We start from the raw sequence: 26260 nt of genomic DNA on the forward strand, positions 1-26260 counted from the left end.
ATATTCTAATGGTTATATGGCAAATTACTCGAACTAAAGAAGCTAAGCGTACCGGCAGTAGCCTGAGTAAATTCAAAAATGATAATCGTATTACTGCCGCTGTTTAACCACACTCCGGGGCAATATAGCCGGGTCTGAGGCCCTGCCAACGTCCAATAACGGCCGAGATTGTGTCCGTTCACTAAAACGTAGCCAGTACCCCATGAGGACATATCAATATACATGTCTTTAGGAATATCGATAGTAAGAATTGCTTTAGCAAAAAATGGACGAGGGCTCGTGGGTTTATTGATACCGAAAGGCAGTTTCGCCAGTTGTGATGCCAATAGCGGATAAAGAGTCATTTTCCAGTTTGTCAGCACATCACCATTCAGAATTACGTTGCCAGAAAGGCCACGTCCATCCGTTCTCATTTCATCACCACCATAATTTGCTCGTCCGAATGACATACAGACGATCTGTAATATAGAATTTGGCGGCACATCATCAATTTTGAATGAAGTTACAGGAGATATTTTTCCCCCTTTCACCGTTGTTAATACATCGCTTGTAACACGAACCCCGTTGAGGAAGGCCAATGCAAAATCGGGTGGCCGATTGAATTCCACAGAGAGATCATAACCTGACTTAGGTAGCTCTGTTTGATAAACAGTGATACCAGCCGGATAAATACCAGTACTGGCTGGTTGTTGGCTGTTAAGAGTCAACGCGATCCACTCAATGGTCTGTGGTATGGGGTTTGGAATGGTCGGAATGACATTAGATAGAAAATCACTGAAAACGAATTGGCTGTTCGATATCGGCGAGATTTCGCCGTCAGTAATACTGGGGATCGACGCAGGAATTGGATTAGAAGGTACTATATATGAAGCATTTTTAGCATAAGCAGTTTTAATAACTTGGAAATTTGCATTTTGTCGGCCATTTTCTGATACTGGTGCGCCATAGTCATAAGAGGTTATCACTGGGACTGATGAAGTTGACTTTCCATTACTGCCAGCCGTAAAGCCAAAGTTAGTACCGCCGTGCCCAACGTAAATGACAAATGAACAACCTGCTTTTGCCAGCCTTGCGACTATATCTGCAAAAGTATCGATGTAAATTGTTTGTTTTTCCTCGGTCCAATGACATATCCAACCGGGATAGCATTCTGCACCAAAACTTGCGACCTGATAGTATTGTTTAGCTTCATTGTGATGTGAAACACTATTTCCTTCAGCTGTCAGCCCGTACGCCGTATTGGTCGGTAGTGGAATGTGATTATTTTTAAACGCGTTCGCCCAGCCTTCACAAACACAAAACTTCTCTGTATAGCCTAAACTTACCCATTGTGCTGCCAGCGCAGTTGGGTGAGCGGGATCGTCCGGACCCCAAGAGGTATATTCATTTTCTAGCGCTATCAGCATGATTGGGCCACCTGAGGTCAGCGTCCGTCCTTTAATGACCCGTTCATAAAGGGCTGTATTCCATTTTAGTACGGCTGACATGTAATTTGGGAAATTGCCGCGTATTTGTAACTTATCTGAAGAGTCATGGAACTGAGGATCGGCTAACATACGTGGTGGTAATCCACCAAAATCCCATTCTGCGCAAGAATATGGTCCGGGACGTAACAATACCCACATATTGTTAGTTGCACATAGATCGATGAAGTGTGCGATATTTTTGTCTGACGATGAGAAATCAAAAGCCCCATCAGGTAGTTCATGAAAATTCCACATTAGATAGAGTGATATCGTATTACACCCGAGAGCTTTGATCATTTTGATCCGGTGATCCCAATATTGAGATGGAACCCGTGAAGGATGAATTTCTCCACCGAAAAATTGGAAAGATTTACCATTTATCATCCAATTACCTGCACTATCCCAAGAGAGTACATATTTATTACCGGGAATAAATGTGGGATTAGTATCGTCTGTTGGATTTTGTCTGTCCATTATTCTTTCCTATTGATGTGTATGAAATATAAAGAATGGATGTCATAACAGTAATCTGAAAAATACAGAAGTAATATTTTTATATTTATAAGTGTGATATCTGAACGGGATTTATTTTTTTAAGGTGATTTTTGTGAAAGTAAAATAATATAAACTATCATAACTAGATGTTATTTAAATGATTATTTGAAAATAATAATATATTTAAAAATATCAGTAATATGTTTTAATTTATGGAGTAATCGTATTTCTGATGAATCACCTAATCATGATATGGCTAAATTATTCAATGTGTTAAGCATGAATTAATTCTCATATACTCTGATTTTTCTTAGCAATATATGAGGTATGAATATCATTATAATCCAATGTGAATGGTTTTTTTAATGCGGATAAAATTATTCATCCCAAATATATAATAAAAGTTAGTTGTCACTCTTTATTATGTCAAGAAAATAATTTCAATTATATGATTTTATATTTAATCATAAAGTAAAATTATAAATGAAATTTTACTATTTCTGCTGATGTTTTAATCTGATTTTTTATATATTGGTATCACTTTGTTTTTATTTAAATCACATTTAAAATAAATTCCTTTTTTATAATTCCCTAACTATTTTCCAAGTGTAATTATTAATAATTGGTTTTTATGTTTACCATATCAGCGTCTGGTAATTGACATTAAAATTTCTAAAATATTTAAAGACTTTTACTTAAAAAATCGCTATCTTGTTTAGTATATAAAACAAAAACTGGCTATAAGGTTGGTTTTTAACCTGATTTAATGCCTTTGTTATTGACATACTAAACATTAATTACGGTAAGGATAAAAAGTATGGATTTTCTCAGCAGATTTTTCAGTATAAATAACCATATCCCTGTGGAGATATTTGGTTATCAACCCTCATATATCGAGGCTGTTGGTACAATTGCAGGTTTATTATGTATCTGGCTTGCGAGTCAGGAAAAAATTATTAACTATTTATTTGGTTTAATTAATGTTTCCCTATTTGCGGTGATATTTTTTCAGATCCAGCTTTATGCCAGTCTTATGCTACAAATTTTCTTCTTTGCTGCCAACATTTATGGTTGGTATGCATGGAGCAGAGTCGATGAACAGCAACAGAAAGAATTAAAGATCCGCTGGCTTAGCTCCAAACAGATGTTCAGTGTGGCTACTGTTTCCCTCCTTTTTATCCTGGTAATGACATTTAATATTGACCAAATATTTGGTTATATGGCAAAAGTTTCTGTGATTGCTTTACAGGGAATGGGCTTTGGGATCACCATGCCTGACTTGCTGCCAGATGCTTTCCCATTCTGGGATTCTGTTATGACCGTATTATCAATAGTGGCTATGATTCTCATGACCCGTAAGCATGTAGAAAATTGGCTGTTGTGGGTGATTATTAATGTGATCAGCGTTGCCATTTACTACAAGCAAGGCGTATTAGCGATGTCGTTGCAGTATATTATTCTGACAGGGATTGCTTTGAACGGTGCTCGTCTATGGATAAAAGTAGCTAAGAATAATCATGAAACATCATCTACAGAACGTACTTCCACTGAAAATTCAAATTAATAACTAGCCCGGAACAGGCCATAAGTCATTATGGCCTGTTTATTGATATTCCATTTATACATGCTATTTTTCCAATGTCCTTTTTGTTAGTGACATTATTTTTTCAGGTTATCTTTTTATAAACATTTAGTTACCTGAATTTCTGGAATTAATAAGGGACTATAGCCTTTCCTCTCGGCTCGTATTTGATTGGGCAAATTCGTTTTCGATTAATTCGTGATTTTCCTACTGGTGTGATGTAGCTCCGAATCCATTGGATATATATTTTTTCTCTTTTATAAAAATTCTGCTTATTTACTCATAAAGATTATTTACAGCACTTCATCTAACAGTTAGATTGAGATCACAAAATTATTTTAAATAACTGTAAACACATTAGGTGAAAGGCCGATGAATTACCAGAATGACGATGTAAGGATAAGAAAAATAACAGAATTATTGCCACCAGTTGCATTACTCGAAAAATTCCCTGCAACAAAAGATACTGCTGCTACCGTTCGTGAAGCTCGTGAAGGCATTCATAACATTTTAATTGGTGCAGACGATCGTTTATTGGTAATAATTGGCCCATGTTCAATTCATGACCCAAAGGCTGCACTGGAATATGCAGAGCGCCTGAATAAATTGCGCCGCGAATTGAAAGCAGATCTGGAAATCGTGATGCGGGTTTATTTTGAAAAACCGCGTACTACAATTGGTTGGAAAGGGTTAATCAATGACCCGAAAATGGATTGTAGCTTTGATATCAATGATGGGTTACGCACAGCACGTAAACTTCTGCTCGATATTAATAATATTGGGTTACCGGCAGCAGGTGAATTCCTTGATATGATTACCCCCCAGTATCTTGCCGATCTGATGAGCTGGGGAGCAATAGGAGCACGTACAACCGAGTCTCAGGTTCACCGTGAGCTGGCATCAGGGCTGTCCTGCCCGGTGGGTTTTAAAAACGGTACTGACGGTACAATAAAAGTAGCGATTGATGCCATCAATGCTGCCGGCTCATCACACTGCTTCCTGTCAGTAACTAAATGGGGTCATTCTGCCATCGTTAATACGACGGGCAATCAGGATTGCCATATTATTCTGCGTGGCGGAAAAGAGCCAAACTACAGTGCTGAACATGTCAGCGCGGTGAAAGAAGGTTTATTAAAAGCAGGATTGAAACCGCAGGTAATGATTGATTTCAGCCATGCAAACAGTGCGAAGCAGTTCAAAAGGCAGATGGATGTAGGGGCTGATGTTTGTGGCCAGATCTCTGCCGGAGAGAATGCGATTATCGGTGTGATGGTTGAAAGCCATCTGGTTGAAGGCAACCAAAGTTTAGATGATGATGAGCCACTGGTTTATGGGAAAAGTGTGACAGATGCCTGTATTGGCTGGGATGATACAGAACTGCTATTACAGCAGTTGTCTCAGGCTGTCAGAACTCGCCGAGGATGATTTTGTATGAAAAAAAGCCGGAATGATTTCCGGCTTTTTATGTCTTTCTCAATTATTTTGCTTTACCCTGGTTTGCGACAGCCGCTGCTTTTGCAGCGATTTCATCCGCATTACCCAGATAATAGTGTTTAATTGGCTTCATATTCTCGTCGAATTCATAAACCAGCGGTACAGCAGTTGGAATATTTAACTCAAGAATTTCGTCTTCGCCCATATTATCCAGATACTTCACCAGTGCGCGCAGCGAATTGCCGTGAGCAGCGATGATAACTTTTTCACCGTTTGCAACGCGAGGTCTAATTACTTCTTCCCAGTAAGGAACAACACGCTCGATAGTCGTTGCCAGGCTTTCTGTGACAGGAAGTTCTTCTGGTTTCAGGTTTGCATAGCGAGGGTCATGGCCGGGATAACGTTCATCATCTTTGGTCAGATCAGGAGGAGTGATGGCAAAGCCACGACGCCATAATTTAACCTGATCATCACCATACTTAGCCGCTGTTTCTGCTTTATCCAGACCTTGTAGGGCACCATAATGGCGTTCATTCAGTTTCCAGCTTTTTTCAACTGGTAGCCATTGTTGATCGACCTGATCCAGAATATTCCACAAAGTATGAATGGCGCGTTTTAAAACAGATGTATAGGCGAAATCAAAAGCAAAACCTTCCTGTTTCAGCAATTGACCAGCCTGTTGCGCTTCATTGCGGCCTTTATCAGACAGTTCAACATCAGTCCACCCCGTAAAACGGTTCTCTTTGTTCCACTCGCTCTCACCATGTCTTACAAGAACCAGCTTAGTTACAGCCATAGCTTAAACTCCTATCATTACTTTTTAATACAAAATGAAATGCTCGCTGCGGGCATTATATGGCGCGATAGACTGAAACAGCAAACAATAGTCGATGAACTTCTGTCTTAAATCATATATGGAAGGAGTTGCAGCCTGACTGGCTGCAACTTGAAATCCATTGTGTATAGATAAGATAGCGGAAATTAGCTGATGATCGTTTTAATCGGATATGTGTAAAACAGCAGGTGTAATACATTAAGGGTAAAATGGAATCCGACAGCTACCCATAAACGGCCACTCCACATCCACGCTATACCATAAATCAGGCCTGCCAGTGTTGCGAAAGCCATCAATAGTCCACCGCCTGCGAAGTGGGCGGCACCAAATAGTAAAGAAGTAATGATCAGCGCAAAATAGGGATTCATCCACTGACTGAGCTTTTGTTGAATATAGCCACGGAATAAGGCTTCTTCTGCTAGTGATACAAATAAAATATTGGCAACAACGAAGGCAGGAAACCAACTTGGTAGGTGGAGTTCAACTGCCAACCCGTCAAGCGATGTAGCAAGCCCTAATAATGCTGGTATCGCTGCGATTAACAATGCCCAGCCGTGAGCAGGAGCTTTAACTACTGGATTACAGCGGAATAGGCTTGGCATACAGCACAATAAAAGAAAAGGAACCAGTGCCTTGTCAAAATTGAAGTACATAGAAAAAGGTGCACTGAGTGGCCCAACCTGTACTTTGTCCAGATATTTCAGGTTATGAAAACCGGGAATAAAATGTATAAATAACAAAATACTAACGATAACCAACATGGCTTCGGTAATGCTTTTACCGATAAAATGCCTTTTGGTATTGAAATAGACATGCGCCACACCCAATACACTTATCATTAATAATGAGATGATCGCGGGGTAGGCCAGTATGTGAGTGCTGATCCCAACAGCGATAGCTAAGAATGCAATGAAAAATGCGATTTTTTGGCGAATATCTAACAGTGCCAGCGAAGCGGCAAGTAAAGTCCAGCCCATACAATTCTCGGTTCTTTTTGAAAAAAATAGGTAAACGATCTAAAAAATAGGGCGGGATTTTATAGCAATAGACAAAAAATTCAAAAAAATAATAAGGACTATCAAAAAAATATTTATAGAACACGTTACACATTTATCCCTCTTCAGTATCAGTTGAGAGAGGAATTAATATTTTATGGGTTTCAGGCCGGCCTCCGGTCAGAGACGGCCTGAAAAATGAAGAATATTAGAAAATCACAAAAGAGGGCTAAAAGTCAGCTCGGTTTCATAACGATAAATATCGCCATCAGGAATAAATTTCAGCCGATGAGTGATGCATTCTGGCGCATCTTCCTGATGGTGGGAGACAAACAGAAGTTGCGTATCGCCATTTTTAATCATGATATCAATGAAACGCAGGACTAACTGCCGGTTGAGTGAATCAAGCCCTTGCAATGGCTCATCAAGAATTAACAAAGCCGGATGTTTCACTAAGGCACGGGCAATTAATACAAGGCGTTGCTGACCCCATGACAGACTATGAAACGGACTGTTTGCAGTTGCATCGGATAAACCCAATAATGCCAGCCACTCATTTGCCAATTGTCGTTGACGATCTGAAACAGCCTGATAAAGCCCGATGGAGTCGAAGAAACCGGAGAGAATAACATTACGGACGCTGGTACTGACACGATATTCAAGGTGAATACTATTACTGACATAGCCAATGTGGCGTTTAATATCCCAGATAGTTTCTCCACTGCCTCGCTGGCGGCCAAATAGAACTAGCTGATTACTGTAACCCTGAGGATGATCGCCGGTAATCAGGCTGAGAAGAGTGGATTTTCCTGCTCCATTCTCGCCAATAATCTGCCAGTTTTCACTGGGATTAACCTGCCAGCTTAGGCCATGTAATATCGGTTTATCATTGTATTGAACAACAACATCCTGCATTGATACCAGCGGTTGATCTGAGAGAAGTTGCTCATCAATTCGGTACTCATCTGTTTCCGGCAGCCGAATATTTTTTAGTTTTTCACTGTGTGCTAATTGTGCAACCAGAGATTCAGCCAAAACGTGCTTTTTTTCTCCGGATAGCATCAGCTGACAATCGGCGAGTACACCAATTCTCTCGACAAAATCAGGGATCTGGTTAAACCTGTTTAACAGGAAAATCAGTGTGATACCTTTTTCGGCCAGTGTTGATAATAGCTGAGATAACTGAGTGCGGGCATAAGCATCCAATCCGTCAAAAGGTTCATCAAGGATAAGAAGGTCTGGATCCGCCATTAATGCCTGACAAAGCAACACCTTCCGCACTTCACCGGTAGAAAGATACTTGAAACGGCGTGAGAGTAGATCTTTAATGCCGAAATATGCGGATAGCTCAAGGCACAATTCATTATCTTTATGGTGAAGCTGAATGATTTCTGCGGCAGTGTGTCCAGTATCGTCCTCATCCTCACTGAGCAGGTCTGTATTGTTGCGTTGCCATTCTTTATCAACCAGTTGCTGAAGTTGCTCGAAAGAGAGGCGTACAGGAGTATGGAACGAGCAATGTATTTCACCCGTCAGTTGGGTTAATTCATTCGATAAAACACAGGCCAGAGAAGACTTCCCACTGCCATTCGAACCGACAAATGCCCAGTTCTCTCCAGAGATGATTTTTAGTGACGGTATCTTCAGGATACGGGTGTCACTTAAACGGAAACTACCTTGCGATACTTGCAATTCAGACATTTTTCTTCCTTATTTAAGCAACATCAACTAAAGGATCACAGAAATAAGCGGAATACTGTTCAATGTCAATGAGTAGTCGTCTGTTATTCGTTATGGATTTATATTTCGGGATGGGGGAATATTAATTGTTAGGGGGAATATTCGGATGCCCCTGACGGGGGCGAATATACCCGTCGTCTTTCAAATTGCCTCTTTGTTGGCTGCACTCGTTCACCCCAGTTGCCGCATAGTTATTTATGCTCAGGGGACTTACTCCTTTGCCGCCGCGATGCAACTCGAAATCCATAGGGTATATATCTAATTTAATGCTGTAATAATCACTTTATCAGCACCAAAAAGAGCGGTGACAATATCATTTAGTTGAAGATCTAAATTTTCTATTTCTTGATTGGATAATGTGGCGCAGAGAGATTCGCCACTATTCAGACTCACGATAATTTCGCTGCACTGTGCTCCTGCCTCAATCTGGCTGACTTGGCCGGATAACTGATTTTCAAAAACGGGGGTGTTTTCGAAAGAGTTAATGTCTCCGGAAAAAGTCGTGTTGCAGAAAACGGTAGCTCCTTTGTGTAAGGTAATCCACGGAGCTTTAATAAGTGCGATCACCTCTTTTCCTTTTATCAGGCCTAAGCGTTCAGCACTTTGTTCTGTTACAGAAGCGCGGATAGATGTTTTGCCATCAGCCAGCAGGATACCAATATTTTGCTGAATATTTCCATTATCCCGCTCAACGACTGTACCGAAAAATTGATTTCTGGCGCTGGATTGTAAAGAAAACCGCGAAATGGCTGCCAGCAGACTATCCAGAGGCAGTGAATCCTGTTTGAGAGCATCGAATGCTTTTTGCTGAATTTGTTCCAGCAGGCCGTAAAGCTGTATCAGGCGTTCGCCATAAGGAGTCAGTTGAGCGCCACCACCGCCTTTGCCACCGGTTGCTCGTTCAACCAATAGCTCATCTGCCAGATGGTTCATCTCATTAATAGCATCCCAGGCACTTTTATAACTGATACCGGCCTGTCTGGCTCCCTGACTGATAGAACCCGTAATTTTTATCTGCTTCAGCAATTCAATTCGCCGGGGATCGGCAAAAACCCGATGCTGCAATTTAAGAGTTAATAATATTTCGGCTTGCATAGTGATTCATTTCAGGTAACTATTTGAAAGTTTCTACAGAATAACCGTAAGAATCGCACGTTTCGTCGGTTACTGTTACCTTTTTATTGTCTAGAATAGCGTAATTGTTGTCTGTGCAGTAAAGCTTTTTGTTTCATTACCGGGCGTTCATTGCCGGATGAGTGTGAAGCTGAATCAGGCACAGCTTATTGTTCGATTCGATGATAGTCATTCATGATATGAGGTATACATGTTTGAACTGATTAAAAGTATAGCGTTTGAACTGGTCATGGTTCCTGTTGTCATGGCAGCCATTCTTGGGCTGATTTATGGGTTGGGTGAATTGTTTAACCTTATCTCTAAAAGTGAAACACAAAGTATTGAGCGCTAATTTTGGTTGAATTTGATCGCCAGCGCCTCTGCGATTTTTTTTCCTAAAGAAGTCATATACTGAGAGCAGATTGTTGAAAAACCCTGTTATTTCAAACAGGGTTTATTTTTTATTACGGCATAAGTTCTGTCTGGCGAGTCTCTTTCCCCAGCCAAATCACAGCGCCTACAGCCACCAGAATTGAAAAGCCGAACAGGGAAAAAATCAGGGAGATCGATGAATTCATCGCTACCAGATAACCGACCATCAAAGGGCCAATGATACCGCCTATTCTCCCAATTGATGCCGCCATGCCAGCACCGGTTGCGCGAATTGCTGTCGGATATTGTTCTGGCGTATAGGCGTAGATTGCTCCCCAGGCACCAAGATTGAAAAATGACAGCAGAATGCCAAAGATAAGAAGCTGGGTAATACTATCAGCTGTACCGAAGAAATAGGCACTGACAGCAGTTCCCATTAGATAGCTCGCCAGAACGAATTTACGTCCGTAGCGTTCAATCATCCATGCGGCAGTAAAGTAACCGGGAAGCTGAGCTAGTGTCATGATTAGCACATATTGGAAACTTTTTATCAGGCTAAACCCCTTCAGCATCATGACGCTTGGCAGCCACAAAAACATACCATAATAGGAAAATACTACGCAGAACCACAAAACCCACAGCATGACAGTTGCTCGACGATAATCGGCCGACCATACTTCTCGTATATTATGCATAATTGAATTGAGGGGTTTCTGGGCGCACATTTGTGTATAGCGTGGCGAATCGGGTAAATGCAAACGAAGGTAGATAGCGTAAAAAGCCGGTAGAGCACTCAGCAACATGGCAACCCGCCACCCATAACTTGGAATAACAAAATAAGCAATCAATGCCGCGGCAAGCCAGCCGAAGGCCCAGAAGCTTTCCAGTATCACAACCAGACGCCCACGCTCATGGGGTTCTACGCTTTCGGACACCAGCGTTGACGCGACAGGAAGTTCTCCGCCTAAACCCATACCGATAATAAAACGCAGAACCAATAGTGCTGCTAATGTGGTGACCAATGCCGTTAAGCCACTGCCTACACTAAACAGCAGTAGTGTGACAATAAAGGCTGATTTTCGTCCGGTTTTATCAGCCATCACGCCAAAGACAAAAGCACCGACGGCCATGCCTATCGAATTAATACTACCTATCCAGCCTAACTGTTCTGAGCTTAGTCCCCAATCTTGTTTCAGGGCGGCCAGTAAGAAGGATAAGAGACCGACATCCAGAGCATCAAACATCCAGCCCAAGCCAGCTATTGTCAGCAACCGTTTTTTGGTGATGTCTTTTTGTAATGGGGTGGTGTGTAACAAAAGTTAGCCCTCATTTATGTAAAATATCGAATGTTTTTCGCTTTAAAAATGCACTCTGTTCCGGCACATATCAGCAGTTATATTCAATGAATTTTGTGTTGTATTGTGGCCAACAAAGAGGCAACTTGAAAGATGAAAAATATATAATACAACGAGATATAGCACTGTATATAACTTCTTTTCTCCACATTACTATATTGACAATATTGAAGATTATTTGTGTTTTCTGAGTAATCTTTACATCAACTTAATACAAAAGCTAAAACTAGCTCACAACTTGCCGATTAATCTCAGAATAGTATTTTCATTTAACGTTGTATCTTGTTATATACAGCGCACCGTTTTGGTTATCATAAGTGAAATACAACATGAAAAAGCGCGTAATAAAGAATTTTTATCAGTTATTGGCCGGGGCTGTAGTGTCTTTTGCTCTTGTTAGCAACACTTGGGCAGCGGAAAAAGTGACTGTTTTTGCTGCTGCATCATTGACGAATGCACTTAACGATATTGCCGAACAGTATAAAAAAGATACTCAAGGTGAGGTTGTTGCTTCTTACGCATCATCTTCAACACTGGCTCGACAAATAGAACAGGGAGCACCCGCAGATTTGTTTATTTCTGCTGACCAACAATGGATGGATTATATTTCGGGCAAAAAACTCATTATTGAAGATACTCGTCATACTTTGTTGGGGAATCAACTGGTTCTGATTGCGCCTAAAAAGAGTAAGCTGAATAAAATCGATATCAATCAGGAAACAAAATGGAGTTCTTTACTGGCCGGAGGGCATCTGGCTGTTGGGGATCCTGACCATGTTCCTGTTGGTATTTATGCTAAAGAATCCCTGCAATATCTGGGAGCATGGGATTTAGTTAATCCATTGTTGGCCCGAACTAACAATGTGCGTAGTGGTATGGCTCTGGTCGAGCGTGAAGAAGTGCCACTGGGAATTGTTTATGGATCTGATGCTGTTGCCAGCAAAAAAGTGAAAGTTGTTGGTGTATTCCCGCAAGAGAGTCATAAACCGGTGGAATATCCGATTGCAATTATTAAAGGTCATGAAAATCAGGCAGTACAGGATTTTTATGATTATCTTAAAACCCCTGAAGCCGTAGAAATTTTCACACGTTACGGTTTTAATTCACTGTAGGAACTGTTCTTTTGGAGATGTTAAGTGAATATGAATGGCAGGCAATTTTACTGAGTCTGAAAGTCTCAGGGATTGCAGTGCTGTTCAGTTTGCCATTAGGGATTTTGATGGCATGGGTTCTGGCACGTTGTCAGTTTTTCGGGAAATCCCTGCTGGATAGTGTTATCCATTTACCGCTGGTCTTACCCCCGGTTGTTGTTGGTTATCTGTTGCTAATGAGTATGGGGCGTCGCGGTATATTCGGGGAATTTCTCTATGACTGGTTCGGTGTTAGCTTTGCATTTAACTGGACAGGTGCTGCTCTGGCTTCGGCGGTTGTTTCCTTTCCGCTCATGGTCAGGGCAATCCGTCTGGCACTGGAAGCGATAGATCTTCGTCTGGAACAGGCGGCCCACACGTTAGGAGCCAGTTCACTTAAGGTCTTTTTCACGATTACTTTACCACTTTCATTGCCGGGTATTATTGTTGGCTCTGTGCTGGCATTTGCCCGTTCATTGGGTGAATTTGGCGCAACCATTACTTTTGTGTCAAATATTCCCGGTGAGACTCGTACCATTCCACTTGCCATGTATACATTAATTGAAATGCCAGGAGCAGAAACTGCCGCCGCACGTTTGTGTGTGATCGCGGTAATTTTGGCTCTGGTGTCATTATTGCTGTCTGAGTGGCTGACCCGTTGGGGCAGAAAACGGCTGGGGGCAGCATGTTAGAATTAAATTTCGAACAGCATCTGGGTGATCTGCATATGCAGATTGATACCACATTGCCAGCGGAAAGCATTACTGCCATCTTCGGGCTTTCCGGAGCAGGAAAAACTTCGTTAATCAATGCCATTGCCGGTCTGACCCGGCCACAAAAAGGCCGCATTATCTTAAACCAACGCATTCTGGTAGATACAGAGCACAAAATATTTCTGCCACCGGAAAAACGTCGAATCGGTTATGTATTTCAGGATGCCCGGCTTTTCCCTCATTATCGGGTCAAAGGAAATTTGCAATATGGTATGTCGCCAGACATGCAGCCACATTTTGGCAAAATTGTGGAATTGCTTGGTATTGAGCATCTACTATCACGTTTCCCAATAACCTTATCTGGTGGAGAAAAACAGCGGGTTGCGATTGGGCGGGCATTATTGACGGCGCCTGAACTTTTGCTGATGGATGAACCTATGGCCTCACTGGATCTGCCCCGTAAACGTGAATTATTGCCGTATCTGGAAAAATTGTCTGAAGATATCAAAATTCCGATCCTGTATGTCAGTCACAATTTGGATGAAATTATCCATCTGGCTGATAACGTAGTTGTTATGGATAAAGGAAAAATCAGGATGTCGGGCACACTGGAAGAAGTGTGGTCAAACAGCATCCTGCGACCGTGGCTGCAAAAGGATAACCTGAGCAGTATATTAACTGTAACAGTGATGGAGCATCATCAGCGTTACCACATGACAGCAGTGGCGGTGGCTGATAAAGCTCTCTGGTTACCGGAAATTAATGTCACAGAGGGAACTGATTTGCGTATCCGCATTGATGCTTCCGATGTTTCTTTAGTATTAGAGCCACCAAAAGGCAGTAGTATTCGTAATACCTTACAGGTAAAAGTCATTGAATTTTTCGAGGATGCTGGTCAGGTTGATGTCAAACTTGCTCTGGCTGACCGTTATCTGTGGGCAAGGATTACTCCGTGGGCACGGGAATCACTTAATCTGCGTGAAGGGCAATGGCTGTATGCGCAAATTAAAAGTATTGCGTTAAATCAGCACTTATAAACTGAATATAGTGGAATGGAAGGAGCACGGGTGACTTATGCTCCTTCCAGAGTGAAACAAATTACAGCACATATTTTCGGATAACTTCTGCAATACCGGGCTGAACATTATCTTTGGTAACAAGATCTGCCCGCGCTTTGACATCATCAACGGCATTTCCCATCGCAACCCCCAAACCTGCGGATTCCAGCATACTGATGTCATTAAAATTATCGCCAAAAGCAATAACATCTTTCATACTCATCCCTTGTGATTCAACCCATTGCTGTAAACGCAGCCCTTTACTATTGCCCTTTTTGGCGATATCGACCTGATCAAACCATGACCATTCACACTCCAGATCGACTTCTTCCCTGATCTGCTCACTGACCTCACGTAATTTCGCCAAATCGGGGGACATAGTGGCAAGTTTCCAGATGAAATTGACATTATTCAGTGCTTCCTGAAAGTTGTTGATATGCAGGAGAGTAGGGCGCTGATGCTCAGGCAGAGAATCTGACCATGCAAGGGTTCGGGTAACGGTATGTGGAGATTCATATAAAATAGCATCATCAACATACATCAGATGATCAATTTCAGTGCCCTGTAAATAAGAAAGTACTTGAGAGGCTTCATGAATAGAGAGAGGATTAGCGGCCAGAACCTTTTTAGCCTGATAATCATATGAATAAGCCCCGTTACAGCAAATCGCCGGAGTGTCGAGCTTAAGCGCCTGATAGAACGGATGGATGGCAACATGATGGCGGCCGGTGGCGATCAAAACCTTAATACCCGCTTGACGGGCTTCATTTAGAGCCGCGAGCGATTCTGGCAGAATATTTTTTTGTGGATCGAGCAGCGTTCCATCCAGATCCAGTGCGATAACGCGGTATGACATGAATTAGCCTCTAAGCTGTTGATGATTTCAACAAATATTATATGTTAATGAAAAGCAGTTAAACTGATAATTATATACACAATGGATTTCAAGGTGCGTCGCGGCAGCAAGAGAATAAATCCCCAGGAGCATAGACAACTATGTGACTGGGGTGAGCGAGCGTAGCCAACAAAGAGGCAACTTGAAAGGCGAAGTGTATACAGCCTAACAGACATATCTTTTCAGGAATCATTGCAGATCAATAAAATAGTGATGGAGCTTTAAGGAGAGAAAATGAAACAAGTAGTTTATACAGCGAGCCCGAATAGTCGTCAGATCCACGTCTGGTCCCTGAATATTGTCGGAGAACTTTCACTGCTCCAGACAGTCAGTGTGCCGGGCGAAGTACAGCCAATGGTCATCCATCCTGATGGAAAGCATTTATATGTTGGGATACGCCCTCAGTTCAGCATCATAACTTATGAAATCAGTGCTGACGGACGATTGGAGCAGCAGTCCATTGCCCCATTACCGGGAAGTCCGACACACATCTCAACGGACAGAGCAGGGCGTTTTTTATTTTCGGCTTCCTATAGCTTCAATAATTTAAGTGTCCATCCTATTGATGAAAAAGGCATTGCTAAAGCACCTATTCAAGTTGTAGAAGGACTGAAAGCGCCACATTCTGCCAATATTGATCGGGAAAACCATCAGTTACTGATCCCGTGTCTGAAGGAAGATCATATCCGTATTTTTGATCTGAATGAGCATGGATATTTGACAGAACGTCGTGCTGATGAAATTACGACAAAAGCCGGCGCTGGCCCACGCCACATGGCTTTTCATCCTGAGAAAGAAGCGATTTATTGTATCAATGAGCTCGATTCAACTGTTGATGTACTGCGTAAATGGGAAAAATACCGGATTGTGCAGTCGCTTGATTCGTTACCTGCTGATTTCTCGGCTGTTCGCTGGTCTGCGGATATTCACATCACACCTGATGGCCGCCATCTTTATACCAGTGAGCGCTCTGAGAGTGTTATCAGCCACTTTATCGTGTCAGAAGATGGTTATCATCTGACATTGGCAGGGCATTATCTAACAGAAAGCCAGCCCCGTGGTTTTGCTATCGATCACAGCGGGCGTTTCTTAATTGCCTCTGGACAAAAATCAGATCATATTTCCGTATCCGGTATTGATAAATACACCGGAAAACTTACTCAGTTGGCGCGTTATCCGGTTGGTAAAGGCCCAATGTGGGTAACGGTACTGGCACTATAAATAAAAAGCCGCGCAGATTTTTAGCGCGGCAATTCATCATTTTTCTGTAATTTACAAAAAATAAATTTGTATTTAAAAATTATTTTAGACGAAATTAAAAGTTCCGATTCCGGAGAAAACGATAGGGTATGTAACCAATATATTATGCTGATATACAGAAATTAAATCACCTAAATAAACATTTCCTTTAAATAAACGCAGGTGGATTTTTTGTGGGTAAATAAAAAGCTGAAAATTAAGTGGTGTGTTTATGATTGTATTGGTGTGATGAACTACTCCACTGAGATAAAGATTGTTAAAATTTATTTGTGGCATGTTATAGCTGCCATAAATATATCCGTTGAAATTAGCATTTCTTCTTGTATGTGGATTGTTGCCAATTAAAACAGGATAAGATGATACCTGAATGAATGGATAGCTTCCAATTTGATGATAGGTGTTAATATTAAAATATCCGCTAACATACTCTGCCGTTTTAATGACAGGAATAGGATAAATTGGTGGGTTTATTACAGGAATCCCCCCAAACAGATTAGCAAGCTCAGGCTTTTCTTTTGCTATAGCCTCATAATGTAATTGTTCTTTTTCATAAATATCTTGAGATTGTTTAAATATAGCTTCCATTTCTTCATTAGAAGGTACGGACAATTTTTCCTGATTCATAGTGTATTCCTCTCTGATTAAAGTAAATAAGACTGAGTGGAATATAACAAAAATATTTTCTTTGGATGAGAAAGAATGCATTTAATTGATTGCCAATATTTATCAGGAATTGACTTTTACTAATAAATAGGCTGTTATTTTTATAATAAATAACAGCGGCAGCATTATTATCAATGCTGCCGTTAATAATTAAATTACCGCATCAGCAATAGCGTTTGTCAGTTTCAATAACTGCTCAGGCTGAATAATATAAGGCGGCATTAAATAAATTAAACGTCCGAATGGTCTGATCCAGACTCCCTGTTGGACAAAGTGGCGCTGTAGTACCGCTACATCAACAGGTTGTTTCATTTCTACCACACCAATAGCACCCAATACCCGGACGTCTTCAACCGAATTATATGATTTCAGAGGCAATAACTCTGTTTTTAAGACGGATTCAATTGAGTGAATGCGTTGTTGCCACGGGCTTTCAGTGAGTAATTTCAGACTGGCTCCGGCAACGGCACAAGCCAGCGGATTCCCCATAAATGTCGGGCCATGCATAAAACAGCCTGCTTCACCCTGACTGATGGTTTCGGCAACATGGCGGGTCGTTAATGTTGCGGATAAAGTCATATAGCCGCCTGTCAGAGCCTTACCTAAACACAAAATATCTGGTTCTATATTTGCGTGTTCACAGGCAAATAGCTTGCCGGTTCTCCCGAAGCCGGTGGCGATTTCATCTGCGATCAGCAAAATTTGGTATTCATCACAAAGGTTGCGCACCTGACGCAGGTATTCAGGGTGGTAGATCCGCATTCCACCCGCTCCCTGAACAATGGGTTCCAGAATAACGGCGGCGATTTCATCGTGATGCTGTAACAATAATTGCTGGAAAGAAGAGATATCTTCTGGTTGCCATTCACCATCAAAGCGGGATTGTGGGGCATCAGCAAACAAATGATTGGGAAGATAGCCCTGATACAGACTGTGCATAGAGTTTTCGGGATCACAAACGGACATGGCGCCGAAAGTATCACCATGATAACCATGACGCAGTGTCAGGAATTTTTGTCGTCTTTTCTGTTGTTGCCCTTTTGTCTGCCAATATTGCAAAGCCATTTTCATGGCAACTTCCACGGCAACCGAGCCGGAATCGGCCAGGAAAACACATTCCAGCGATGCCGGCGTCATTGCTACCAGTTGCTTACACAACTCTACCGCGGGTGAATGAGTAATACCGCCAAACATCACATGGGACATCTTATCAATTTGTGATTTTGCGGCTTCATTAAGTACGGGATGATTGTAGCCGTGAATTGCCGCCCACCATGAAGACATACCGTCAATTAATTGACGCCCATCTGATAATACCAGTTCAACACCACTGGCAGAATCGACCGGATAAGTCGGTAGCGGGTTGCTCATAGATGTATATGGATGCCAGATGTGGCGCAGGTCAAATTCAATATCTGAAGGATTCATAATAAATTAGTTGTAAACCTTTTTGATCTAGTTTTGGTTGACATGATAGCGGCGTTATTTAAACTGACAACTTTTATTTCATGTTTTATTTCATGCTGGAGAAGTTATTGTGAGTGAATGTCAGCAATGGACAATTAAGCAGGCTCAGTCCCTGTTTGATATGCCTTTTTTTGAATTACTGTTTCAAGCACAGCAAGTACATCGTGAACATTTTGATCCGCAACAGGTACAGGTCAGTACACTTCTTTCAATAAAAACAGGAGCCTGCCCTGAAGATTGTAAATATTGTCCACAGAGCTCGCGTTACAAAACCGGTCTGGAAAAAGAACGCCTGATGGAAGTGGAGAAAGTTATCGAATCTGCCCGTAAAGCTAAAAATGCAGGTTCGACCCGCTTTTGTATGGGTGCTGCATGGAAAAACCCACACGAACGGGATATGCCTTATCTGGAAAAAATGGTTCAGGAAGTTAAGTCATTGGGCATGGAAACCTGCATGACACTGGGAATGCTGAACTCGTCTCAGGCACAGCGTCTGGCAGAAGCAGGTCTGGATTACTACAACCATAATCTGGATACCTCACCGGAATTTTACGGCAATATTATTACTACGCGCAGTTATCAGGACAGGCTGGATACACTGGAAAATGTCAGGGATGCAGGTATTAAAGTGTGCTCTGGCGGCATTGTAGGACTGGGTGAAGAAATTCGTGACCGTGCAGCTCTGTTAGTGCAACTGGCAAACCTGCCCAAACCACCGGAAAGTGTTCCAATTAACATGTTGGTAAAAGTGAAAGGAACACCGCTGGAAAATAATGAAGAAGTCGATCCATTTGATTTTATCCGCACTATCGCTGTAGCTCGTATTATGATGCCGAAATCTCATGTCCGTTTATCTGCGGGGCGTGAGCAGATGAATGAGCAGACACAGGCTATGTGTTTTATGGCAGGCGCTAACTCCATTTTTTATGGCTGCAAATTACTGACTACCCCGAATCCGGGCGAAGACAAAGATTTGCAATTGTTCCGTAGGTTGGGCATTAACCCTCAACAGACAAAAATAGCATTTGGTGACAAACAGCAGCAGCAACACCTGACAGAAGCCATCATTAATAATGCTGACAACGAACAATTCTATAATGCGGCAATATGATGAGCTGGTCAGATTCTCTTTCCCGGCGATTAGCCGAACGCCGGGGCACATCTTTATGGCGCCGCAGACAGGCTCATCAAAGCTCAAATGGGCGGCACCTCTACACCTCTGATGGGCAACAATACCTGAACTTTTCCAGTAATGATTATCTCGGATTAAGCCAGCACCCTGAGGTTATTGCTGCGTGGCAACAAGGCGCTGAACAATATGGTGTCGGTAGTGGTGGTTCAGGGCATGTAACCGGATATACCTCAGCTCACCATGCGTTAGAGCAACAACTGGCGGAGTGGCTTGGTTATTCCCGTGCCTTGCTGTTTATTTCTGGCTATTCGGCTAATCAGGGCGTGATAGCGGCTCTGATGGAAAAAGAGGATCGCATTATTGCTGATCGCCTGAGCCACGCCTCCCTGATGGAGGCGGCTATGCATTCACCGGCTCAGCTTCGACGCTTTTTGCATAATAACCCGATTTCGCTAAAACAGCATTTAGGCAAATCATGTGCAGGTAAAACACTGGTGGTGACAGAAGGTGTTTTTAGCATGGACGGGGACTGCGCACCACTCAGTGAGATTACCCAGATGGCACAATCTACAGGTAGCTGGTTGATGGTGGATGATGCCCACGGTATTGGTATTTATGGTGATGAGGGAAGGGGAAGCTGCTGGTTACAGAATGTTAAGCCGGAGATCTTAATCGTTACTTTTGGTAAGGCATTTGGTTTGAGCGGGGCTGCGGTATTGTGTGATGAACAGACCGCAGAATACTTTGTTCAATATTCCCGACACCTGATTTACAGCACTTCTATGCCACCGGCTCAGGCAGTTGCACTTTCCGAGGCCACGCGCCAGATTAGGGCAGGAGATGAATTGCGCCAGCGTCTGCAAAATAATATCCAGTATTTTCGTCGTGAAGCACAAAATTTATCTTTTTCTCTGACGGATTCTGAAACCGCTATTCAGCCTGTGATCATCGGTAATAATGAACGCTGTATTGCCTTATCCGAAACAATGAAACAACAAAACCTATGGGTAAAAGCCATTTTGCCTCCGACAGTTTCACCGGATAGTGCTCGCTTGCGTATTACGTTGACGGCGGATCACACCCAACAGGATATTGATGTATTACTGGAGGCTTTACGTGGATTTGACCGCTAGCTGTATTGTTAAAAACAGTTTTACTAAAACCTGTGTTGATAAACAGGCAGTTGCGGGCGCTTTTGGCAGAGCGGCTTCGCGCTATGATGCCACTGCGAAACTACAGCAACAAACAGGTGAATATCTGATGAAAATGGCACAGCCAGAAGATACCGGTAATTGGGTATTGGATGCTGGCTGTGGAACGGGTTTTTTCAGTGAACACTGGAAACAGAAGGGTAAACAGGTTATCGCACTGGATCTGTCTGCCGGTATGTTAAGTCATGCCAAAGGGTTGCAGGTTGCTGATTATTATCTGCAAGGTGATATTGAAAACCTGGGGCTGGCTGATAACAGTGTCGATGTCTGTTTCAGTAACTTAGCGGTGCAGTGGTGCAATGAACTGCCTCGGGTATTGCAGGAGTTCCATCGCGTAACCCGTCCCGGCGGGCTTATCTTATTTTCCACCTTAGCACAGGGATCGCTCTGGGAGCTGGAAGCAGCATGGAAACAAGTTGATGATTACCGACACATTAACCAGTTTCTGCCTTTACAGGCTATTGCAGATGCATGTCAGTCGTACCGGAGCCAAATCAGGCACCAGCAATACAATCAGCGTTATCCGCAATTGCTGCCTCTATTAAATTCTCTAAAAGGAATTGGAGCCACACACCTTCATCATGGACGTCAGCAGGGGCTGATGACAAGAAAACGCATGAATGCGCTCTCAGAAGCTTATCCCAAAAATAATGGGGATTACCCATTAAGCTATCAAATTGTTTTTGGAGTTATTTATTGTGACAAGTAAATACTTTCTTACCGGAACTGATACTGAAGTGGGTAAAACGGTTGTCAGTTGTGCTTTATTACAGGCGGCTAATGAAAAAGGTTATCAGACCGCGGGTTATAAACCGGTTGCATCAGGCTGTGAACTCACTTCTGAAGGTATACGTAACGGGGATGCTCTGGCGTTATTGCATAACAGCTCCGTACCTCTTACCTATCAGGAGGTTAATCGGTTAGCGTTTATTGAACCTACATCTCCTCACATTGTCAGTGCTGAACTCAATCAGCCTATTGAGTTTTCTGTGATGTCACAAGGCCTGAGTGAATTATCAGCAAAAGCAAACTGGGTACTCATTGAGGGAGCCGGAGGTTGGTATACACCGCTATCTGAGAATAACACTTTTGCTGATTGGGTGATTGAGGAAAAGCTGCCCGTAATATTAACAGTAGGCGTGAAATTAGGCTGTATTAACCATGCAGCGTTAACAGCAAAAGCGATTCAGGATTCCGGGCTGAAATTAGCAGGCTGGGTTGCGAATGAAATTGAGCCACCCGGCAGGCGTCAGGCTGAATATCTGGCGACATTGAAGAGAATGATGCCGGCTCAATTATTTGGTGTGATCCCCCATATGAGTGGGCTGGAAGTAGAACGCCATGACATAGGGAAATATATAAACATTGATTTATTGGTTAACTAATTGTTTAAACAATGTTGGTTAAAATCCCAGTAGGGATTAGTGGGGCTGCTGAAATGTTAGTATAGAATCCACTCTATTTCGGCAATTTTTGCACTATTTTTGAACAAAAAATAACGTAAATCGACTCTAAAATAGCATGAAAACACTCTGTTATTGAGAAAATCCATAATAGGGGATAACTCCGCAACTTCCCATCGTTAATAGGATTTGTTGAGTTATCCACTGTTCCTGTGGATAACCTTGTGCATTAGGTTTAGACAAGTGGTCTGACACAAGATAATACGCGGCTTGCGCAAGATTTGCTGTTATTCTCTCCTTTGATTTTTTTCCATTCAAAATTAACTGGTTATATAAAATCAATTCCTTTTACTATCTCTTTGCCATTCCCTGCTTTATCATTTCAATAACGAATACGAAAATAAAAAAGACAAAAAGACTGTCTGGGGATAAAAATAGGCCCACATAATGTTAACTAAAGGTTAATATCACTTATTGTGATATTTTAGTATGTTATTTATTTTCAGGTGCAGCTTTTAAGTGGGATGGTAATATTATTTTGTTAACCCACTTGAAGCTGTTTTTTTATCCAGTATTATAAGAACGTTTTGGTTAGCGTATATATCTTGTGTATTTTCGGGTTATGGCTTGGAAATAAATAAGGATAGAGCTGTGCAATGTTATCGGGTGGAAGATGAGTAAAGAAACGAACAAAGTATTCAGGCTGCATTCTGATTTCGAACCTGGCGGTGATCAGCCAGAAGCCATCCGTAAACTACAGGATGGGCTGGAAGATGGTCTTGCCCATCAGACATTATTGGGAGTCACGGGTTCAGGTAAAACGTTTACGATTGCCAATGTCATCGCCAACATGAACCGGCCAACAATGGTTCTGGCTCCTAATAAAACACTGGCAGCTCAGCTCTATAGTGAAATGAAAGAGTTTTTTCCGGAAAACGCTGTAGAGTACTTCGTTTCTTATTATGATTATTATCAACCCGAAGCCTATGTACCCAGCTCTGATACTTTTATCGAAAAAGATGCCTCTGTAAACGAACATATTGAACAGATGCGCCTCTCTGCGACCAAAGCTCTGTTGGAACGAAGAGATGTGGTTGTTGTGGCTTCTGTTTCCGCTATTTATGGTCTGGGTGACCCTGATAGCTACCTGAAAATGATGCTTCATCTGACAAATGGGATGCTGATCGATCAGCGCTCTATCCTGCGGCGTTTGGCTGAACTGCAATATACGCGCAATGATCAGGCATTCCAGCGGGGAACATTCCGTGTGCGTGGTGAAGTCATTGATATTTTTCCGGCTGAATCTGATGAACATGCGTTACGTGTTGAACTGTTTGACGATGAAGTTGAACGGCTTTCCCTGTTTGATCCACTGACGGGGCAGGTTGAGTATAACGTTCCCCGTTATACGGTTTATCCTAAAACGCACTATGTAACACCTCGTGAACGTATCCTTCAGGCGATAGAAGAGATTAAAGTTGAGTTAGCTGACAGGAGAAAAGTCCTTCTGGCTTCAGATAAGTTACTGGAGGAGCAGCGCATCACTCAGAGAACACAATTTGATCTCGAAATGATGAATGAACTGGGATATTGCTCCGGGATTGAAAACTATTCCCGTTATCTGTCTGGTCGTGCGCCGGGTGAACCCCCTCCGACTTTATTTGACTATCTGCCTGCGGATGGCTTGCTGGTGGTGGATGAATCCCATGTCACCGTTCCACAGCTTGGTGCTATGTATCGGGGAGACCGTTCCCGTAAAGAGACGCTGGTGGAATACGGCTTCCGTCTGCCATCAGCACTGGATAACCGTCCGATGCGTTTTGAAGAGTTCGAGGCGCTTGCACCACAAACCATCTATATATCAGCAACCCCCGGCAATTATGAACTGGAAAAATCCGGTAATGAAGTGGTCGAACAGGTGGTACGCCCAACGGGTCTGATTGATCCTGAAGTTGAAGTCCGCCCGGTAGCAACTCAGGTGGATGATTTGCTGTCTGAAATCCGTATCCGGGCGGTTAAAAATGAACGTGTACTAGTCACCACTCTGACTAAGCGTATGGCTGAGGATTTAACTGAATATCTGGAAGAACACGGAGAGCGGGTGCGCTACCTCCACTCTGATATTGATACCGTTGAGCGTGTTGAAATTATTCGTGATTTGCGTTTGGGTGAATTTGATGTGCTGGTGGGGATCAACTTGTTGCGTGAAGGCCTCGATATGCCGGAAGTCTCTTTGGTAGCCATTTTGGATGCAGATAAAGAGGGTTTCCTGCGTTCAGAGCGCTCACTGATTCAGACGATTGGACGTGCAGCGCGTAACTTACATGGTAAAGCCATTTTGTATGGCGACAAAATTACTGCTTCTATGGAAAAAGCCATCAATGAAACAGAACGGCGCCGAGTGAAACAACAGGCATTTAACGAAGAAAACGGTATCGTGCCAAAAGGGTTGAATAAAAAAGTTGGCGATATCCTGCAACTTGGTCAGCCTAGTAATGGCAAAGGAAAAAGCAGAACCAAAAATAGAAGCAAATCTGATTTGGGGATTGATGATTTCCATAAATTATCTGCGAAGGAATTGGAAAACAAAATCCGTGAATTGGAAGAAAAAATGTATCAATATGCGCGGGATCTTGAATTTGAGCAGGCAGCTAATATGCGCGATCAGGTTCAGGCATTGAGAGCACAGTTTATCGCTAATTCCTGAGATTATTATCGGTAGCTGATTAATAGTTAACTAAAATGGAGAGTCAAATAGAACACTCTCCATTAGTGAAACTGCTACAACCAATAACTGTATTATTAGCCCAGTTTTTGCAGTGTATCTTCTATTGCTTGTCGTAATAGTTCACGATCATGGCGATAAGGAACATCCTGTGCCTCTAAGACCTGTTGTGTAACAATTCGGTCATCTAACTGGCTGATATCAGTACGTGGGCCAACAATGATTGCGTTGATCATTTTGCGCCCGATTGTATTTTCTATCATCTCAAGTTTTTCTTTCAATGAAAGATCGGCCGCCGCATGGCTGAGTTCTTTCCCTAAGTTACCGATATAAATCATATTGGCATTGCTGCGTCGCAGGGACTGGGTTAAATCTTCCAGTAACAATAATGGCATTAAGCTGGTAAAGAAACTGCCCGGGCCTATCAAGATCAAATCAGCCTGTTCAACCGCTTCCAGAGCTTCTTTGGTGGCGCTGACATGGGGATAAAGCATTAACTTTTTTGGAACACAATCCAGCTGGTCGATATTCACTTCTCCATGCACTTCATAGCCCTGAGCATCCACTGCCATTAAGTCAACGGCTTGTTCGGACATAGGGATCAAATGCGCATTTACTTTCAGCAAATTTCTGAGCAGATTAATTGCCTCAAGAGGGCGGACGCTTAAATGATCTAAAGCCTTCAACATTAAGTTGCCCAGATTATGTCCGGCTAATTCACCACTACCGCCAAACCGGTATTCGAACATAGCTGAAGCAACAGTCGGCTCCGTGATCAGCTGGTTAAGGCAGTTCCGGGTATCACCCCAGGCGATACCGCCTTCTGAGCGCCTTATTCTCCCTGTTGAACCTCCATTATCTGTTGTTGTGACAATACCAGTCAGGCGGGCACCAAGGGAGGAGAGAGATGACATAACGCGCCCAAGTCCGTGACCACCGCCAAGGGCAACCACACGATCCAAATCGGCTAATGTTCGGTTTCGCATAGGGTTCCTGCTACTGAATTAAATGTGCTTGAGTAAATTTTATATAATCTACCATAAAGTGTGATGCTTTTAGCAATCACCATGATTTTATGCGATTTTTATCAAGTATTTCAGGATATAAACAGAATGAATAAGTAACAATAGGCTGATGCTGATGGTTTTTTGTAACTCTTTGTATAATAAAATATATATCGAGATTGTCGTTAGCTTTTTTCTAATTTAAGGGGTAG

Annotated in this window: 22 protein-coding genes; 12 read left to right on the top strand and 10 right to left on the bottom strand. The window is 42.4% G+C overall.

The window, feature by feature from the left end:
- Positions 1–5 precede the first annotated feature (5 nt).
- Positions 6–1940, bottom strand: a complete 1935-nt coding sequence (locus tag Xsto_RS07405; RefSeq protein WP_099124643.1) for a beta-galactosidase — start codon at positions 1938–1940, stop codon at positions 6–8.
- Between the two features lie 838 nt (positions 1941–2778).
- Here Xsto_RS07405 and pnuC point away from each other — a divergent pair.
- On the top strand, positions 2779–3525 hold the full coding sequence (pnuC, locus tag Xsto_RS07410; RefSeq protein ID WP_099124644.1) for a nicotinamide riboside transporter PnuC: 747 nt from the start codon (positions 2779–2781) through the stop codon (positions 3523–3525).
- Between the two features lie 390 nt (positions 3526–3915).
- Positions 3916–4968 (top strand): 3-deoxy-7-phosphoheptulonate synthase AroG, encoded by a 1053-nt coding sequence (gene aroG, locus Xsto_RS07415; protein WP_099109120.1) that lies wholly within the window; start codon positions 3916–3918, stop codon positions 4966–4968.
- Positions 4969–5020: 52 nt separating this feature from the next.
- Here the strand turns inward: aroG and gpmA are convergent, their stop codons facing one another.
- The 4 genes from gpmA to modE all read right to left on the bottom strand — a co-directional run bounded on the left by gpmA (position 5021) and on the right by modE (position 9642).
- Positions 5021–5773, bottom strand: a complete 753-nt coding sequence (gene gpmA / locus Xsto_RS07420; protein ID WP_099109121.1) for a 2,3-diphosphoglycerate-dependent phosphoglycerate mutase — start codon at positions 5771–5773, stop codon at positions 5021–5023.
- Between the two features lie 185 nt (positions 5774–5958).
- Entirely contained in the window at positions 5959–6789 is an 831-nt protein-coding gene (locus Xsto_RS07425) for a CPBP family intramembrane glutamic endopeptidase (protein ID WP_099124645.1), read from the bottom strand.
- A 234-nt stretch (positions 6790–7023) separates the two neighbouring features.
- A complete protein-coding gene (gene modF, locus Xsto_RS07430; RefSeq protein WP_099124646.1) occupies positions 7024–8508 on the bottom strand; it encodes a molybdate ABC transporter ATP-binding protein ModF in 1485 nt (494 codons plus the stop codon).
- Positions 8509–8805: 297 nt separating this feature from the next.
- On the bottom strand, positions 8806–9642 hold the full coding sequence (modE, locus tag Xsto_RS07435; protein WP_099124647.1) for a molybdenum-dependent transcriptional regulator: 837 nt from the start codon (positions 9640–9642) through the stop codon (positions 8806–8808).
- A 229-nt stretch (positions 9643–9871) separates the two neighbouring features.
- On the opposite strand from modE, the gene Xsto_RS07440 reads away from it, so the two are divergent.
- Positions 9872–10012: an AcrZ family multidrug efflux pump-associated protein gene (locus Xsto_RS07440; protein ID WP_099109125.1), complete on the top strand. Its 141-nt coding sequence runs from the start codon at positions 9872–9874 to the stop codon at positions 10010–10012.
- 112 nt (positions 10013–10124) lie between these two features.
- Here Xsto_RS07440 and Xsto_RS07445 read toward each other — a convergent pair whose 3' ends face one another.
- The gene (locus Xsto_RS07445; RefSeq protein ID WP_280176241.1) at positions 10125–11348 is read right to left on the bottom strand and encodes an MFS transporter; all 1224 of its coding nucleotides are present in this window, start codon (positions 11346–11348) and stop codon (positions 10125–10127) included.
- A 368-nt stretch (positions 11349–11716) separates the two neighbouring features.
- Between Xsto_RS07445 and modA the strand changes: the two genes are divergently transcribed.
- The 3 genes from modA to modC are packed head-to-tail and all read left to right on the top strand — an operon-like array spanning position 11717 to position 14267.
- Positions 11717–12499: a molybdate ABC transporter substrate-binding protein gene (modA, locus tag Xsto_RS07450; RefSeq protein WP_099124648.1), complete on the top strand. Its 783-nt coding sequence runs from the start codon at positions 11717–11719 to the stop codon at positions 12497–12499.
- 17 nt (positions 12500–12516) lie between these two features.
- Positions 12517–13209: a molybdate ABC transporter permease subunit gene (gene modB / locus Xsto_RS07455; protein ID WP_099109127.1), complete on the top strand. Its 693-nt coding sequence runs from the start codon at positions 12517–12519 to the stop codon at positions 13207–13209.
- Positions 13203–14267 carry a molybdenum ABC transporter ATP-binding protein ModC gene (modC, locus tag Xsto_RS07460; protein WP_169926605.1) on the top strand — a complete coding sequence of 355 codons (1065 nt, stop codon included), beginning with the start codon at positions 13203–13205 and terminating at the stop codon, positions 14265–14267. The genes modB and modC overlap by 7 nt, the downstream gene beginning before the upstream one ends.
- A 61-nt stretch (positions 14268–14328) precedes the next feature.
- Here modC and Xsto_RS07465 read toward each other — a convergent pair whose 3' ends face one another.
- Positions 14329–15144, bottom strand: a complete 816-nt coding sequence (locus Xsto_RS07465) for a pyridoxal phosphatase (RefSeq protein WP_099124650.1) — start codon at positions 15142–15144, stop codon at positions 14329–14331.
- A gap of 273 nt (positions 15145–15417) precedes the next feature.
- On the opposite strand from Xsto_RS07465, the gene pgl reads away from it, so the two are divergent.
- Positions 15418–16404 (top strand): 6-phosphogluconolactonase, encoded by a 987-nt coding sequence (pgl, locus tag Xsto_RS07470; RefSeq protein ID WP_099124651.1) that lies wholly within the window; start codon positions 15418–15420, stop codon positions 16402–16404.
- Positions 16405–16488: 84 nt separating this feature from the next.
- Here the strand turns inward: pgl and Xsto_RS07475 are convergent, their stop codons facing one another.
- Both Xsto_RS07475 and bioA read right to left on the bottom strand, forming a co-directional pair.
- Entirely contained in the window at positions 16489–17067 is a 579-nt protein-coding gene (locus Xsto_RS07475) for a hypothetical protein (protein ID WP_099124652.1), read from the bottom strand.
- A 189-nt stretch (positions 17068–17256) separates the two neighbouring features.
- Positions 17257–18534: an adenosylmethionine--8-amino-7-oxononanoate transaminase gene (gene bioA / locus Xsto_RS07480; protein ID WP_099124653.1), complete on the bottom strand. Its 1278-nt coding sequence runs from the start codon at positions 18532–18534 to the stop codon at positions 17257–17259.
- A 109-nt stretch (positions 18535–18643) separates the two neighbouring features.
- Between bioA and bioB the strand changes: the two genes are divergently transcribed.
- The 5 genes from bioB (at position 18644) to uvrB (ending at position 25026) form a co-directional block, all read left to right on the top strand.
- The gene (gene bioB, locus Xsto_RS07485) at positions 18644–19684 is read left to right on the top strand and encodes a biotin synthase BioB (RefSeq protein ID WP_099124654.1); all 1041 of its coding nucleotides are present in this window, start codon (positions 18644–18646) and stop codon (positions 19682–19684) included.
- Positions 19684–20838 carry an 8-amino-7-oxononanoate synthase gene (gene bioF / locus Xsto_RS07490; RefSeq protein ID WP_099124655.1) on the top strand — a complete coding sequence of 385 codons (1155 nt, stop codon included), beginning with the start codon at positions 19684–19686 and terminating at the stop codon, positions 20836–20838. The genes bioB and bioF overlap by 1 nt, the downstream gene beginning before the upstream one ends.
- Positions 20801–21625, top strand: coding sequence for a malonyl-ACP O-methyltransferase BioC (gene bioC, locus Xsto_RS07495; RefSeq protein WP_099109134.1), 825 nt, complete (start codon positions 20801–20803; stop codon positions 21623–21625). Before bioF ends, bioC begins: the two co-directional genes overlap by 38 nt.
- Entirely contained in the window at positions 21615–22301 is a 687-nt protein-coding gene (bioD, locus tag Xsto_RS07500; protein ID WP_099124656.1) for a dethiobiotin synthase, read from the top strand. Before bioC ends, bioD begins: the two co-directional genes overlap by 11 nt.
- Positions 22302–22992: 691 nt before the next feature.
- A complete protein-coding gene (gene uvrB, locus Xsto_RS07505) occupies positions 22993–25026 on the top strand; it encodes an excinuclease ABC subunit UvrB (RefSeq protein WP_099109136.1) in 2034 nt (677 codons plus the stop codon).
- Between the two features lie 95 nt (positions 25027–25121).
- Here the strand turns inward: uvrB and yvcK are convergent, their stop codons facing one another.
- A complete protein-coding gene (yvcK, locus tag Xsto_RS07510; RefSeq protein ID WP_099109137.1) occupies positions 25122–26030 on the bottom strand; it encodes a uridine diphosphate-N-acetylglucosamine-binding protein YvcK in 909 nt (302 codons plus the stop codon).
- Between the last annotated feature and the right edge of the window lie 230 nt (positions 26031–26260).

The sequence above is a fragment of the Xenorhabdus stockiae genome (assembly GCF_002632825.1).
GTDB classification, from domain to species: domain Bacteria; phylum Pseudomonadota; class Gammaproteobacteria; order Enterobacterales; family Enterobacteriaceae; genus Xenorhabdus; species Xenorhabdus stockiae.